Annotated in this window: 13 protein-coding genes; 4 read left to right on the top strand and 9 right to left on the bottom strand. The window is 65.2% G+C overall.

What is annotated here, in order from left to right:
- Positions 1–124: 124 nt before the first annotated feature.
- From ACPDIT_RS05920 to ACPDIT_RS05885, 8 genes are all read right to left on the bottom strand, one after another.
- Positions 125–592: a DUF6941 family protein gene (locus ACPDIT_RS05920; protein WP_423442254.1), complete on the bottom strand. Its 468-nt coding sequence runs from the start codon at positions 590–592 to the stop codon at positions 125–127.
- A gap of 36 nt (positions 593–628) precedes the next feature.
- Entirely contained in the window at positions 629–1516 is an 888-nt protein-coding gene (locus tag ACPDIT_RS05915; protein ID WP_423442253.1) for a bifunctional 5,10-methylenetetrahydrofolate dehydrogenase/5,10-methenyltetrahydrofolate cyclohydrolase, read from the bottom strand.
- On the bottom strand, positions 1516–2562 hold the full coding sequence (locus ACPDIT_RS05910; protein WP_423442252.1) for an SH3 domain-containing protein: 1047 nt from the start codon (positions 2560–2562) through the stop codon (positions 1516–1518). Before ACPDIT_RS05910 ends, ACPDIT_RS05915 begins: the two co-directional genes overlap by 1 nt.
- On the bottom strand, positions 2559–3272 hold the full coding sequence (locus ACPDIT_RS05905) for a pseudouridine synthase (protein WP_423442251.1): 714 nt from the start codon (positions 3270–3272) through the stop codon (positions 2559–2561). The genes ACPDIT_RS05910 and ACPDIT_RS05905 overlap by 4 nt, the downstream gene beginning before the upstream one ends.
- Positions 3273–3381: 109 nt before the next feature.
- Complete coding sequence (locus tag ACPDIT_RS05900; RefSeq protein ID WP_423442250.1) at positions 3382–3540, bottom strand: small basic protein; 159 nt, start codon at positions 3538–3540, stop codon at positions 3382–3384.
- A gap of 1001 nt (positions 3541–4541) precedes the next feature.
- A complete protein-coding gene (locus ACPDIT_RS05895) occupies positions 4542–5258 on the bottom strand; it encodes a PEP-CTERM sorting domain-containing protein (protein WP_423442249.1) in 717 nt (238 codons plus the stop codon).
- 404 nt (positions 5259–5662) lie between these two features.
- Positions 5663–6280: a LysM peptidoglycan-binding domain-containing protein gene (locus ACPDIT_RS05890; RefSeq protein WP_423442248.1), complete on the bottom strand. Its 618-nt coding sequence runs from the start codon at positions 6278–6280 to the stop codon at positions 5663–5665.
- Between the two features lie 607 nt (positions 6281–6887).
- A complete protein-coding gene (locus ACPDIT_RS05885) occupies positions 6888–7301 on the bottom strand; it encodes a winged helix-turn-helix transcriptional regulator (RefSeq protein WP_423442247.1) in 414 nt (137 codons plus the stop codon).
- Positions 7302–7361: 60 nt separating this feature from the next.
- On the opposite strand from ACPDIT_RS05885, the gene ACPDIT_RS05880 reads away from it, so the two are divergent.
- Positions 7362–8207, top strand: coding sequence for an SDR family oxidoreductase (locus ACPDIT_RS05880; protein ID WP_423442246.1), 846 nt, complete (start codon positions 7362–7364; stop codon positions 8205–8207).
- Between the two features lie 382 nt (positions 8208–8589).
- Here the strand turns inward: ACPDIT_RS05880 and xylA are convergent, their stop codons facing one another.
- Positions 8590–9903, bottom strand: coding sequence for a xylose isomerase (gene xylA / locus ACPDIT_RS05875; RefSeq protein ID WP_423442245.1), 1314 nt, complete (start codon positions 9901–9903; stop codon positions 8590–8592).
- A 1021-nt stretch (positions 9904–10924) separates the two neighbouring features.
- On the opposite strand from xylA, the gene ACPDIT_RS05870 reads away from it, so the two are divergent.
- The 3 genes from ACPDIT_RS05870 to ACPDIT_RS05860 all read left to right on the top strand — a co-directional run bounded on the left by ACPDIT_RS05870 (position 10925) and on the right by ACPDIT_RS05860 (position 13585).
- Positions 10925–12520, top strand: a complete 1596-nt coding sequence (locus ACPDIT_RS05870) for a glycine--tRNA ligase (RefSeq protein ID WP_423442244.1) — start codon at positions 10925–10927, stop codon at positions 12518–12520.
- Between the two features lie 68 nt (positions 12521–12588).
- Complete coding sequence (locus ACPDIT_RS05865; RefSeq protein ID WP_423442243.1) at positions 12589–13080, top strand: DUF2127 domain-containing protein; 492 nt, start codon at positions 12589–12591, stop codon at positions 13078–13080.
- Positions 13081–13141: 61 nt separating this feature from the next.
- Complete coding sequence (locus tag ACPDIT_RS05860; protein WP_423442242.1) at positions 13142–13585, top strand: hypothetical protein; 444 nt, start codon at positions 13142–13144, stop codon at positions 13583–13585.
- Positions 13586–13769: the final 184 nt, after the last annotated feature.

Here is a 13769-nt window from a genome sequence, read left to right as displayed (position 1 = left end):
GGCGAAGCTCGCCCCGTTGCGCCAGCCGGCGAGCGAGCCTGCAGCAGGTTGCGCAGAGGCCACGCGCTCCGGCAGTCCGCGCTCGCAAGGCGCGGCAGGTTCGCAACACCAGCGGCCGCAAGGCTCAGCTGGGAGTCGGCGGCTCCGGCGGTTTGGCGCCGGGCGCAACAGCGCCGGGCCCCGGGGCTGCCTGGGGGGGCGGCGTATGAATCACCGGCACCGGATAGCGCAGCTTCATCACGTCGTCCACCAGGACTTCGATGTAGTACACGCCGGCGGTTTTGAATTCGACCTGCCCGAACAGTGTGACGTTGGTGGCATGATGGTTGGGGTCCTGAAGCACGAACCGAACCTCGCCCTTGCGCAGCACAGTGACCTGGTCGGGCGCCACGAGTCGGGTGGACTCGAGGAACTGTCCCACACCGGCGGTCCAGCGGTTGAAGATGCTCAGCTTCAGGGCGATCACGGGAAGCTGGGGGACCCGGATGAAATTGAGGACGCCGACCAGGATGAAGTTGCCGGTCACTTCCTGCCGGACGTCTTCACAGAGCAGCGAGCATTGGAGGTCGGGCAAAATGCGAGTTGGTGTCATGGGAGTTACTCAGGGCCATGCAGGCGGGACGGGGAGTCAGGCGGTGAGTTGTTCCGCGGCCTGGACGGTGTTTTGCATGAGCATGGCAATGGTCATGGGTCCGACGCCCCCGGGGTTCGGCGTGATCCGGCCGGCGATGGGCTGCACGGCGGCAAAGGCCACGTCGCCCACCAGACGGCTGCCGCCCTTGGCGCCGGGGTCGGGCACACGGTTGACGCCCACGTCCACCACCACCGCGCCGGGCCGCACCATGTCCGCGGTCACAAACTCCGGCACGCCCATGGCGGCCACGAGAATGTCGGCGCGCCGGCAGTGCGCGGCCAGGTCCCGCGTTGCCGAGTGACAAAGGGTGACCGTGGCATTGGCGCGGGGGGCTTTTTGACAAAGCAGGGCCGCCAGGGGTTTGCCCACGATGTTTCCCCGGCCCAGGATCACCACGTGCGCGCCTTCCCACGAGATGCCGGCGCGGACCAGCAGCTCCTGGATGCCGGCCGGGGTGCAGGGCCTGAACCCGCCGGGGTCTCCCAACAACAAGCGCCCCATGTTGATGGGATGAAACCCGTCCACATCCTTGTCGGGCCGAATGGCTGCATAGACGCGCTCGGGCCGGATCTGCCGGGGCAGGGGCGCCTGGACCAGGATTCCGTGCCACTGCTCATCGCGGTTCAGGCGGTCCAAGAGCTCCAACAGCTCGGCCTCGGAGGCATTCTCCGGCAGGACGTGCGTTTCGGAGCGGATCCCCAGTTCGGCGGCGGTCTTTTCTTTGCGGCCCACGTACACGCGAGAGGCCGGGTCTTCTCCGACGCGTACGAACACCAGCCCGGGCTGCACGCCGCGGGCGCGCAGGGCCGCCAGCCGGGGACGCAAATCCGCCAGGACCTGCGCGGCAATGGCGCGGCCGTTGATGAGGTTGCCGGGCTCCATTACTCCAACACCTGGATGCGGCGGATGGTGAGGACCGGCGTGGCCTTCCAGCGCGGGTCCAACCCTTCCTCGCCCGTCACGCGAATGGTGAGGCCGATGTACCGGGAGAGGTCCAGGTTGGTGGCCGTGGTGTAGAGATAATTCATGGTGCGGCCGGTCTCGAGGTCCACCAGCGCGTAACGGCTCGGAGCCTGGATGCTGAAGGTGCGTCGGACGCGGCCCTCGCGGGTGACGACGCGCACTTCGGGGAGTTCCCGGGCCGCCGCCGCGGCGCGGGCCGCTTCATCTTGCGCAATGAGCTCGGCCATCTTTTGCCGCATGGCCTCACGAGCCTTCTCCAGAGCTGCCGGGTCCGCGCCCACCCCGGGTGGCGGCGGCTCCGTGAAGGTTGGCGCAGGCTCCGTTTCGGGCTCGGTCGGCGGGCCCGCCAACACCGGAGGTTCCGCAACCGTGACCGGGGTGGTGGTTTCCGGAGTCGGCGGCACATTCGTCGAAGCTGCCGGCGGCGTCGGCGTGGGTGCGGGGGCTTCCCCGGCTTCCTGGCGCAGGAACCGCGAGGCCACGAAGGCGTAGGCGTTGGTGGGCGGCTCGATCTGGATCCAATCCCCCTCCATCACGCCCGTCTCCACGAAGGTTTCGCCGCGTTCCAGCAGGCCAAGGACGCTGAAATTCTCCCCCGGACCGGCCCGCAGATTCAAACGGCTGGCCCTGACTGTCTTGTTTGTGACATCGATGAACAGGCTGTGGATCCAGACCTTGACGCCCTCCGGCAGGGCGATGCGCGCCCACCGGTCGGGTTCGCCCCTGGCCGGCTTGTCGAGAACGATTTCTTCGAAGACCCGGACCTGATCGCCCTTGCGCAGAAGGGCGAGTCGTTCCCCGCGCAAGCCGGGCTGACCGCGCACGATGACCGAGTCCGCCTGCACCACGGCCGGGCCCGGCCGCAAACCACTCGCCGCCGCGGCTGGTGCAGGGTTGGTGTCTGCTTGGGCAAACGCGGTGCCGGCCAGGGCCAAGCCCAGCAGCACCCATGCAATGCTTTTCATACCTGGCCCAGTAGAGTTTTTATCTCGGGAGCTGTCAACGTCCGCCACCGCCCCGGCGGCAGGTCGCCGAGGGGGATCCGGCCAATCCGGACTCGCACCAGTCGTTCCACCTTGAGACCCAGGCGGGCACAGATGCGGCGGACTTCGCGGTTTTTCCCCTCGGCCAGTTCCAGCTCGATGACGCTGCGGCGCTGGCTGGCGCGCAGGAGCCGGACTGCAGTCGCGCGCAGCAGCTGGCCGCGGTCTCGCACCCCGTCCAGAGCCGGCCTGAGCGACGCCGGATTCACGCGTCCGGTCACGGTCACTTCATACGTCTTGCGCACGCCGTAGCGCGGATGGGTCAGGCGCAAAGCGAGCTGGCCGTCGTTGGTCAGAAACAGCAGGCCCTCGCTCTGACGATCCAGCCGTCCCACGGTAAACAAGGAGCGCCACTCCGGCGGCAACAGGTCGTGGACCACGGGGCGTCCCTGCGGATCGCTCCGCGTGCACACGTAGCCCGGAGGCTTGTGCAGGGCCACGTAAAGCTTGCGTCGCGGCCGCACCGTCCAGCCATCCACCGCGACCTGATCCCGGTCGGGATCCACCTGTGTGCCCAGTCGGGTCACGACCTGTCCGTTGACCGAGACGCGACCGGACAGGATCAGCGGTTCGGCGGCACGACGCGATGCCACGCCGGCCTCCGAAAGGTACTTTTGCAAACGAACCTTCATGCACCCGGAAGCGCCAGTGGCCGCGCGCAATGCCCGAAAAGCGCATCCCCCCGGCCCGAATCCCCCGGGCGGTGAAGCCCATCGGTCCCGGCGAGAGAATCGCCGTGGCTCAGATGGCTTCCGGTTTGGTCTTGGGCAGGCCCGTAATGCGGTCGCCCGGCTTCCAAAGACCGCGTTTCTTGAGCAACGCGATCCGTTCAAACCGTTTCAGAACATTGCGCTTGCTGCCAGCGACCGACGCCGCCCGCAAACTTCGATGCTGTGACATAAAAACCCGAGGCCGACTTCGATTGAATGCCGGGCGTGTGCCCTCAGTGTCTCCCCTGCCCCACGCCCACCCGGGCAGGAGGGAGGGGTTACATACCACAGATCCCGGGTTTGCGGCAACGTTGAAAAAGTGCCCGAGAAGCCTCCGGGCGCGGTTCAGATCTCGGACACCTCCGAAGGCTCGGCGCCATTTCGAGTGTTCCCGTCACGGGGAAACAGAGGGAAAAGGCGTTTTTGGGGATCGTTGAACTCGGCACGCAGAAACCGAAATGGGGCGTTTGCTGTCCACGGATCGGACGGGCTCATCCACGCGCCGAACCCGCACCTGATTCCATGGCCCCGGGAAGTCCGTCCCCCGAATTCCATCGTGCCCCCAGTGGGTGCCCCCAATACCCCTCCTTGCGAGGGCCGGGCGGGCCCGCACTGCATTGCGCCCTTCAGCGCGGGACGGATCTGGGTTGACTTCCGTGTCGGGGCTGGCGCGGGCCGAGCCTTCCGGGGCCTCGTTGGGGGAAACGCATAAAGCGCCGGACACCGGGCGCTTTCAATGCGCCGTCCGGTGTGTTTCTCGTTTGAACGCCTTGAAAACTCGGCGAAACTCCGGCCGTCCCCCGCCCGGGAAAACCTGAAGCGAAAACGACATTCCCATGGGATCCTGAATCCGGGGCTCAAACAAGAAACGAACCTGGGGCCCCCTTGTGCCACTTCCCAACCGCGACGCAGAGTGACTCACGGCGAAAGAGCCGCGCTGTCGTCCTTTTCAGCCTCCCCGACCCGGCGCATCCACGCCGTTCGCTACCGGCTGAAACCCGGGCTGAAGAACGAGCCGGTGCGAACCCGGGGCTCCCTCGAGCGATTCTTCACGAATTCTGACCGGGTGTTCAGCAGCCGGTCTGCCTGTCATCCCCGTGGCCGGCTCAAATGCGCGGAATTGCGCTGCCCGCAGGACAGTGAGTCCGCCGTTCCGCCGATGCGAATGCGAAAGACCGGGAGGTTGGCCCTTTAACCGCGGACCCTGCGCCGCAGCCCCCATGCGGCAAGGCCGAAGGCCCCCAGCGCCAGCACCGAAGGCTCGGGCACCAGCTCGTAGCTCAGACCATCGTACCAAGTGCGGTTGTTGGCCCCGATGGTGGACGGGAGATCGTCAATGTACACCGTGATCTGCCCCGAGGGGTCGGCCTGAGTGACGCCCAAATCGCCGGCCAAAAGCAGTCGACTGCCTCCGTCATCGAACTTCGGGGGAGTTACGTAATTGAGGTTGGTGGCCATGATGGCGGGCGTGGCGCCGGCGAGCAAACCCGCGCCCCCATCGACACCGTTGGCAAAAAGCGTGAGATTCCCGGAACTAAACCCGGCACGAATGGGCCAGTTCTCCGTGTTGTTGGACGCAACGTCGTAAAAATTGACCCAGACACGATAGGGCGCCCCGGGACTCAAGCCGCTGAGAATCGTGTAGATTTCGGGACTGTTTTCCGTGCCCGAGGCCACGCCGGAAGACTCGTAGATCGTGTTGCCGGTTCCGAAGGCTCGCAAGCCCCACAGGTTATCTTGCGCGGCCGACCCGGCGAAGGCCGAGGTCGGGAACGTGTTCACTCCGGGGGTAGCGTCCACATAAGTGACCTGCGCCCGGCTCTGACCCAAGCCGGCGGCCAGCAGGCTTGCAAGAGCTGCGCAAAACACCAAGGGGTTCCGCAGGACGAAGGGGTTCATGTCGTTCATGGTCGTACCTATAATGGCTTGGACCAACTCCGGTTAACCGCAACTGTGCCTTCGCACACTGCAGTTCTTCGACTTGTCCAAGACTTTAAGGCCCCTTCTACAGCTTTCGGCGTGGGCCGTCAAGCTCATGGCCGTGGGCAGGCAGGTGGCCCGGCCTCTTTCAGGCGCTCCGGAGCAGGACCTCCTCCCGCGCTTTGCCCCCCGAAGTCGTCGCGCCGGACCGCCGGGAGGGCTCAACCCGCGGCTGAGCTGCGGCTGGCCCCATCCGGTGCATGAGGAGTCGCAGCGCGGCTCCGCGGCACCCGGGGCCCCCGCAGCCCGACGAGAAACGAGCCGCCCATGGCCCGATCGCGCGTTGCACCGCGCCATGAGTTAGAGGGCAACGCTCCGGTGGCCGGACCTGCTCACTGTTCCTGCGGGGCGGGAATGAAGATCTTTTGTCCGACCAGGAGACGGTTGGGATTCAGACCGGGATTGGCTTTGAGCACCTGCGTGACGGTTACGTTGACACCCTGTTCGCGATAGGCTTGCACAATGGCCGACAGGGTATCGCCGGGTTTGACCACGTACTCGTAACCGGTTTCCACGCCGCCGCCGGCCTCGCCCGCGCCCGTGGAGGGTGTGGGGCGACGCCGAGTTTCTCGTTCGGCAGGGGTGGGAGTGGCAGGTCGTGGTGTCGGGGCAGGTGAGGCCAGTACTTTGGCCAGATTCCGGAGTTCCTGATGGATCTTCTCGTAATCCTCTCGCCGCTTGCGGTCCACTTCTTCGAGGGCAGCAGTCAGGCGTCTAACGTCAGATTGCGTGGCCCAGTCCCCATGGTTGCTGCGAATCTGTTCCCGCAACTGGTCCAGTTCCTGCACGAGGGTGGCGATTCGCTTTTGGGTTTCGGCCTGAGCGGCGAGCAGATCGCGAATGTTCCCTTCCATCCGGTTGAGGCGTTCTTCCAGGGCCGGGTCCTGAGCCCACACCGCTGCCGCCCACACCAGGGCTGCGCACCCCAACATCCAAGTCCGCGCCTTCATGACGCGCACGATAGGGCCGGACTGCGGGACCTGCAAGGGACAAAGGGGACCGTCGCCGCGCGAACGAACCGGAGCCGATCGAAGGCGTCCCCGGCCGGTGATCTGCGAAGGGAGGTTTCAGGCCGCGATTCAGCCGCGAGCTCTTGAAACCGGTTCACTCGAAACACGCCTTCTCACTGTCAACGCCTCGCGGAGGTCGTTGGGAAAACGGGGTTTTTGTCGGACCTGGAAACGTCGAGCCGCTCGTTCCGCAAATCCGCAACCGGGTCCCTTGCCGTCAGCGGGACCCGGGCCGCCGGTTGGACCAGCTCGGGCAACCTGCCCGGGAGCATGAAGGTCGTGAGCCGATCCCAACGGCCCGAAGTCGCTCGAGGGGCGAGAGCAGATTCGGTCAGGCAGTCGCTGCGACAGCCAACGGGTCCATGCGTCGTCCCCCGCTTCGGCACGGGCAACCCTCCGGGCCGAGGGTTCATGTGGGTCCCGGGTTCATCGCCTCACGGCGGCTACCCACAACCAGATCCGCAGCCGCCGAAAAAGTCAGCGGATCCATTCCAGCGCGTCCCCGCGGTGGCCACGGTCGTCAGTGGGGAGGCGCACCGGAGGCCGATCAGCTCGACGGCGGGGCATCGCTTCGCGACGCTGCGGGTGGGCAGGACTTCGCATCGAAACGTCGGCGTGCGGCGCTTACGGCCTCGAAGTGTTGGTCGGCCCAGGCCACCAGCCGGGTCACAGGCCCCAGGAGCGAGCGGCCCAACGGGGTGAGGAAGTATTCAACTCGTGGCGGGACAGAGGGGTGAATCTGACGCTCTACGTAACCGTCGCGCTCCAGGTTGCGAAGGGTCTGTGTCAGCACCCGTTGAGAGATGTCGCCGATGCTGCGCTTGAGCTCCATGAAGCGCAGACGCCGGCCCCGGAGTGTGAGCAGCACCAACAGACTCCATTTGTCGCCCACTCGATCGAGCACGTGCCGGACGGGGCACTGGTCGCGACGGACGCGGTTCGGTCCGGTTACTTCGGGCATACTTGGTAACTTCAAAGTGCCGTCTTACGCGCGGGAACAGGTTAACGTAGGCTCCCGGCCATGCAAACGATCCTGGTGACTGGTTCCACGGGGAATCTCGGTCGCGCGGTTGTAGCCGCGCTTGCGACGGGGGGTTTTCAAGTCCGGGCGGCGGCGCGGGATCCCGGCAAATTGGGCTCTCACCCCGGAGTCGAGCCCGTGCGCTTTGTGTATGAGCAACCCGACACGCACGCCCCTGCGCTCTCGGGTGTCGACGGGCTGTTTCTGATCGCGCCGCCCCTGGATCCGGAAGCGGCAGCGAAGCTGAACCCGGTGATCGACCTTGCGCGCCGGTCCGGAGTGCGACGCGTAGTGCTGACCTCCGCGTTGGGAGTCGATGCGGTGGAAGAGGCGCCGCTGCGACGGGTGGAGCGACACCTGATGGCCAGCGGACTGCCCTTCACCATCCTGCGGCCCAACTTTTTCATGGAGAATTTCTCCACCGGATTCCTGGCCCCCATGGTACGGCAGGGAGGCATCTGGTTGGCCGCAGGGGATGGCAAAACGAGTTTCATCTCTGTGGAGGACATTGCGGCCGTGGCCGTGGCGGTGTTCCGCAAGGACTCTCCGCCCCGGGAATGCAATCTCACCGGACCCGAGGCGCTCGATCACGCCGAGGTCGCCGCGATTCTGTCCCGGGTCACCGGTCGGTCCATTACCTATCACGCCCTGACAGAGGAGCAAATGCTGGAGAACTTCCGCAGGGCCGGGCTGCCGGAAGGGGCGGTCCAGTATGCAGCCAACTTGTACCGCGCGGTGCGGGCGGGTCACGCAGCACGGATCACCCCGGACGTGGAACAGGTGAGCGGCCGAAAACCGATGACCTTCCGGGAATTCGCACAACGGAAGGCCGCGGCATGGCGGTGACCTTCCGGTCCAACGGTCTGTCCTGAACGCCCGGGCACGGCCGGTACCTTTGGTCGCCCCAAGGGCCCGCCGTTTCAGCACGCGGGGCCCAAAGTGTCGTCGCTTTCGATCCGAAAGCAGCCCGGGCCCGCGGCGCCCTGCCAACGGACTCTCCCGGCACCCGGACAGGGCCGCGGGCGCAGGGCTACACCGCGCTGTCCGGCGTCGCCGTCGCGCCGGCGCAGAGGCGCGTTTGCCCGACCGTTCGTACTTCCCCGGCAGGTGTCCGCATCGGCGGCACTGCGACGTTCAACTCGCCGCACCGACTCCACGGGAAGTCCGGAGTCGTGCAGCCGGAGTTGAGGTTTGCGGCGGCCGGTTCCCCGGCGCCGGTTGCCGGGCGTCAGATGAACTCGTTGATGATGTTTTCGAGCAGCTCTTGGCGGCCGCTGGTGTTGGGAGCCGCCTCGCCTTTCTTGAGCATGTAGGCCTCGAGTTTCTTGAAGTTCATGCGACCGGCCTCGATTTCGGCACCGATTCCGCTGTCCCAGGACGAGTACCGCTGTTTGACGAACTCGGCGAGACGACCGTCCTTGCGGATCGCCGCGGCGATTTTGAGGCCGCGGGCAAAGGCGTCCATGGCTCCGATGTGGGCGTAGAAGAGATCGATGGGCTCGAAGCTTTCGCGCCGGACCTTGGCATCGAAGTTCACGCCGCCGGTGGTGAACCCGCCGTACTTCAGGATGGTGAGCATGATCTGGGTGGTCAGGTAGATGTTGGTGGGGAACTGGTCGGTGTCCCAGCCGAGGAGTTCATCGCCGGTGTTGGCGTCGATGGACCCGAGGGCACCGGCGGCGCCGGCCACTTCCAGTTCATGCTGCATGGTGTGCCCCGCCAGGGTGGCGTGATTGGTCTCGATGTTGAGCTTGAAGTGCTCCAGCAGGCCGTACTGCCGCAGGAAGTTCAGGCAGGCGGCCGCGTCGGAGTCGTATTGGTGTTTGGTGGGTTCCTTGGGTTTGGGCTCGATGTAGAACTGGCCCTTGAAGCCGAGTTCCTTCTTGAACTCGACCGCCATGTGCAGGAACAGCGCCAGATGGTCCAGCTCCCGTTTCATGTCCGTGTTGAGCAGGGTGCTGTAACCTTCGCGGCCGCCCCAGAAGACATAACCGGCGCCACCGAGTTCGTGCGTGACTTCGATGGCCTTTTTCACCTGGGCAGCGGCGTAGGCGAAAACGTCGGCGTTCGGGCTGGTGGCGGCGCCCATGGCGTAGCGGGGGTGGGTGAAGAGGGAGGCGGTGCCCCAGAGTGGCTTGATGCCGGTGCGTTCCTGTTCCTCCTTCATCACCTTGACGACGGCGTCGAGATTCTTGTTGGTCTCGCGCAGGTTGCGGCCCTCCGGGGCCACGTCCCGGTCGTGGAAGGCGTAAAACGGCACGCCGAGTTTTTCCATGAATTCGAAGGCCACGCGGACCCGGCGCTGGGCGTTGGCGATGGAATTGGTGCCGTCGTCCCAGGGCCGGATGGCCGTTCCCACCCCGAAGGGATCGGCCAAAGGATTGCGGAAGGTGTGCCAGTACACCACCGAGAAGCGGAAATGCTCGCGCATCGGTTTGCCCTCGACGATTTCGTCGGGGTTGTAATGTTTGAAGGCCAGCGGATTGCGGGACTTGGGACCCTCGTATTGGATCTTACCGATTTTGGGGAAGGCAGCTTTCATGGTGACGGTGTCTTGTTCCTCGATTGCTTGCTCGTTGGAAGAGCTTGCTATCGCACTTGGAGGGGCGGTTCAAGCCGAATCGTGCTTCGCCGGACGCAAAAGGCGCACTTCCGTTTCTGAGCTCCGGATTCAACTACTCTCAAGCAACGGTCGTTTACCTTCGAATCTCCGGTGGCGGGGAGGCCCAAAATTCGACCGGGGTTTCACGAGTGTCCAAAAACCAGGAATGCGTCGGACAGCCGATTCGCTGCGCCGACGAGCCTGCCTGCGGCAAGGATCCAGGTGACGATTCTCCAAAACAACCCCAACCAATCGATTCCCACCCAACCCATCAGGGGTCGGTAAGGTTCGCGCCCTCGGCGCCCCGCGAGTTTGTCCGACATTGGCGCGGGGTATGAGCCCGAGGTGGCGCTCGAGCAACCGGACTGCCCAGAAGCTGCGCGAGGGGTTGCGTCTCCACCGCGCCTTATCGTTGGCCCGTCGGGAGGGGAAACTCGCCAGAGCAGGGCCCGCTTGGAACAACGAGATTGCGCCCATCACGGACCAACGGTTGCGCCTTGGGTCGTGGCGCGTCCGCCCCAACGGGGCGAGGATTCATCAGCCCAATGCAATGCCCAGAGCGGGCAGGCAAACCAGAATCACGCCGCCCTGAAGGGGCGGGATTCGTTTTGACAGGCCCGGGCCCTGCGTGGGTGTCAACGCGTTGCGCCCTTTCAGGGCGCGGCGGCTTTTAAGCGGCCCGAGTCCCCGAGGCGTTTGTCCCGGGCTGAGGAAGGGATGGGCCTTCGGCGCGTTGATGGACCCGTGCAATCCACGGACAGCAAAGGGCGGATTTCGGCTTTTGAGCTCCGGATTCACGATCCCGAAAAACGGGTGGTTTCCCTCGGCTTACCCCTGCCGGGCACGCTCGCCATCCCGCCGAGGTTTTAGAAGTGTCCAAGGCTTGAAAGGCGCGGTGGGCCGAAACGCCCTGCGGCCCCTTCCTTGACAGGCCCGGGCGGTTCCCAAAGACTGCGGCCCTATGGCGCAGGCAGCCTCGCAGCAGCTCATGGAAAAACTGGTCGCGCTGTGCAAACGGCGCGGGTTCATCTTTCCGTCGTCGGAAATCTACGGCGGCATCAACGGCTTTTGGGACTATGGTCCGCTGGGGGCCGAGTTGAAGCGCAATCTGAAGGAGCAGTGGTGGCTGTGGATGACGCGGTGGCGGGACGACGTGGTGGGGCTGGATGCGACCATCATCATGCATCCCCGCATCTGGGAGGCCAGCGGGCACGTGGCCACCTTCAGCGATCCCATGGTGGATTGCAAAACCTGCAAGGGCCGGTTCCGGGCCGACCAACTCCACGAGACGCCCTGTCCGCGCAAGCCCAGCAAAATGGTCAGCGAATGCGACGGAGAAAAGACCGAGCCGCGCCCCTTCAACCTGATGTTCAAGACCATCGTGGGCCCGATCGAGTCCGAGGAAAACGTCGCCTATCTGCGTCCGGAAACCGCCCAGGCGATCTTTGCCCAGTTCAAGAATGTACTGGAGACCTCGCGGCAAAAAGTCCCCTTCGGCATTGCCCAGATTGGCAAGGCCTTCCGCAACGAGGTCACCCCGCGCAATTACACCTTCCGGTCGCGCGAATTCGAGCAGATGGAATTGGAGTTTTTCATTCGGCCGGACGAAGCCGTCGAGGCCATTTACGGTGAGGTGGCCCGGCCGACCGGGCCCGGGCATCCGGGCTCTCCGCAGCCCAATTGGGGCTGGCAGATGTGGCACCAGTACTGGGTGGAGGAACGCATCCGCTTTTACGAGAGCATCGGCCTGCCGCGAACCACGCTGGAGGAATACTGGCAAAAGCCGGAGGAGCTGGCGCACTACGCCCGTGCCTGTGTGGACATTCAGTTCAAGTTCCCCTTCGGCACGCAGGAGCTGGAGGGCATTGCGGCGCGCAGCGATTTCGACCTGAGCCAGCATCAGCGTTACTCGGGCAAGCCCATGACGGTATTCGACGAGGAGCTGCGTGCGGCCTGGCCCAAACTGCCGGCCTCGCGCCAACAGGAGCTCCAGGAACGCTACTACCGGCATCGCCTCGGCTATCTGACCCGCATGGGCGAGGCAGCGGACAAGGCCGAGACCCTGGCCCGCCAGGACGCCGAGTTGCTGGCCAAAGGGTATTACATCCCCCATGTGATCGAACCTTCGGCCGGGGTGGATCGGCTGGCGTTGGCGCTGCTCTGTCATGCCTACGACGAAGACCAGGCGCCCAATGAAAAGGGCGAGCTGGAAACGCGGGTGGTGCTCCGACTGCATCCACGCATTGCGCCGGTGAAAGTGGCGGTGTTCCCACTGTTGAAGAACCGACCGGCCCTGGTGGAGAAGGCCCTGCAGATTCGCGACCTGCTCCGCCCCTGGATGAACGTGTTCTACGATGACGCGGGCGCGATTGGGCGGCGGTACCGGCGCCAGGACGAGGCCGGCACACCGTTTTGTGTCACCGTGGATTTCGAAACGCTCGGCGAGAAGGGCCCCGAACTGAAGGACACCGTGACCGTGCGCGATCGGGACACCATGCAGCAGACGCGAGTGGCCATTGCCGATCTGCTGGGCTGGTTGCAGGAACGGCTGCGTTAAACGGCCGGCGACCTGTCTCAGAACCTTTGCGCAGGCGGCCCCCAGCGACTTCGGTTCGCCTCGAACCCATGAGCAGGCGCTCCCGCAATCCCGGCCCCGGACGGACCCGGGCGCCCACGTTGTACGCCATCATCTGGTTCAAGCTGGGCAAGGCCCTGCTGCTCATGCTTCTGGCCCTGGGGGTGTGGCAACTCTCGGATCGGAACCTGCCGGCACTGCTCCGCCAGTTGTTGTTGTTCCTTCATCTGGATCCGGAAAAGCAATTCTTCGTGGACCTCGGCCTGCAGTTGAGTCGGCTGTCGGCCGAGCGCATTCAGTGGGTGGCCGCGGCGACGCTCTTCTACAGCCTCTTTTCGCTGGCCGAAGGCGTGGGGCTCTGGTTGCGCGCCGGGTGGGCCGGGTGGATGGCCATTGGCGAATCGGCCTTCTTCATCCCCATTGAAGTGTACGAACTGCTGCACCGGTTCTCTCCCACGGTGGCCGTCGTGCTGGTCATCAACGTCGGCATCGTTTGGTACCTCCTTGCAAATCGGGAACGCCTCTTCCGGCATCACGGCTGAGGCCCCCTCGGGGGTTGACGAGGCGCCCGTCCGGGTGGAGATTCCGCCCGGGGTGACGCCCATGAAAACGAGCTTGCTCATGGCCTGCTGGGTTTGCTGGATCGGGCTGGCCACTGCGGCGGAACAGGTCGAGCCCGTGAAGTCATCGCCGGTCCCGGCCGCGCAGCCTGCCGTCGCGGCCTCCACCAACCCCGCGCCGGCGATGCCCGAGGGGTTTCATGTGGCCAACGGGTCGCCTCGCTCGGCGCTGACGGAATCGCTGGTCAATCGGTTGGCACGCGAGCTCGGGACCAAGTCGGTGGAGCCGCTCCAACGGCCCAACGAAGTAACCGTGGGTGGGCGACGATACAGCGGCATACTGGTGCAATTGATCCGCAGCCCGCAGCCGCTGCAGTTGCTGAACCCCTGGGCGCCACCCGAGGCCGGTCCCGGCGAGCAGAATCTGGTGCGAGATCCCGTGACCGGCGCGGCTTCCGGACTGAAACTGCTGGCGATCAATTTCTGACCGACCCGGCGGAGCCGCCGGGTGCCGGGCGGGAAGCGATGCCAGTTCAGTGAAGGGCCGCCAGGAAGCAAATGGCCGACAAGCAACCGGGCTTCCCTTCACCGCCCCTGTAAAGCGTGAAGGCGGTGAGCCCGGCGAGGGGGTCGTTTGGGCCTTTGAAACGCGCGGATGTTTCGCAGGACCG

Source organism: Limisphaera sp. VF-2 (assembly GCF_049537125.1).
Taxonomy (GTDB): domain Bacteria; phylum Verrucomicrobiota; class Verrucomicrobiia; order Limisphaerales; family Limisphaeraceae; genus Limisphaera.
The sequence above is the reverse complement of the archived record's forward strand: the minus strand, read 5'-3'. Positions and strand labels throughout refer to the sequence as shown.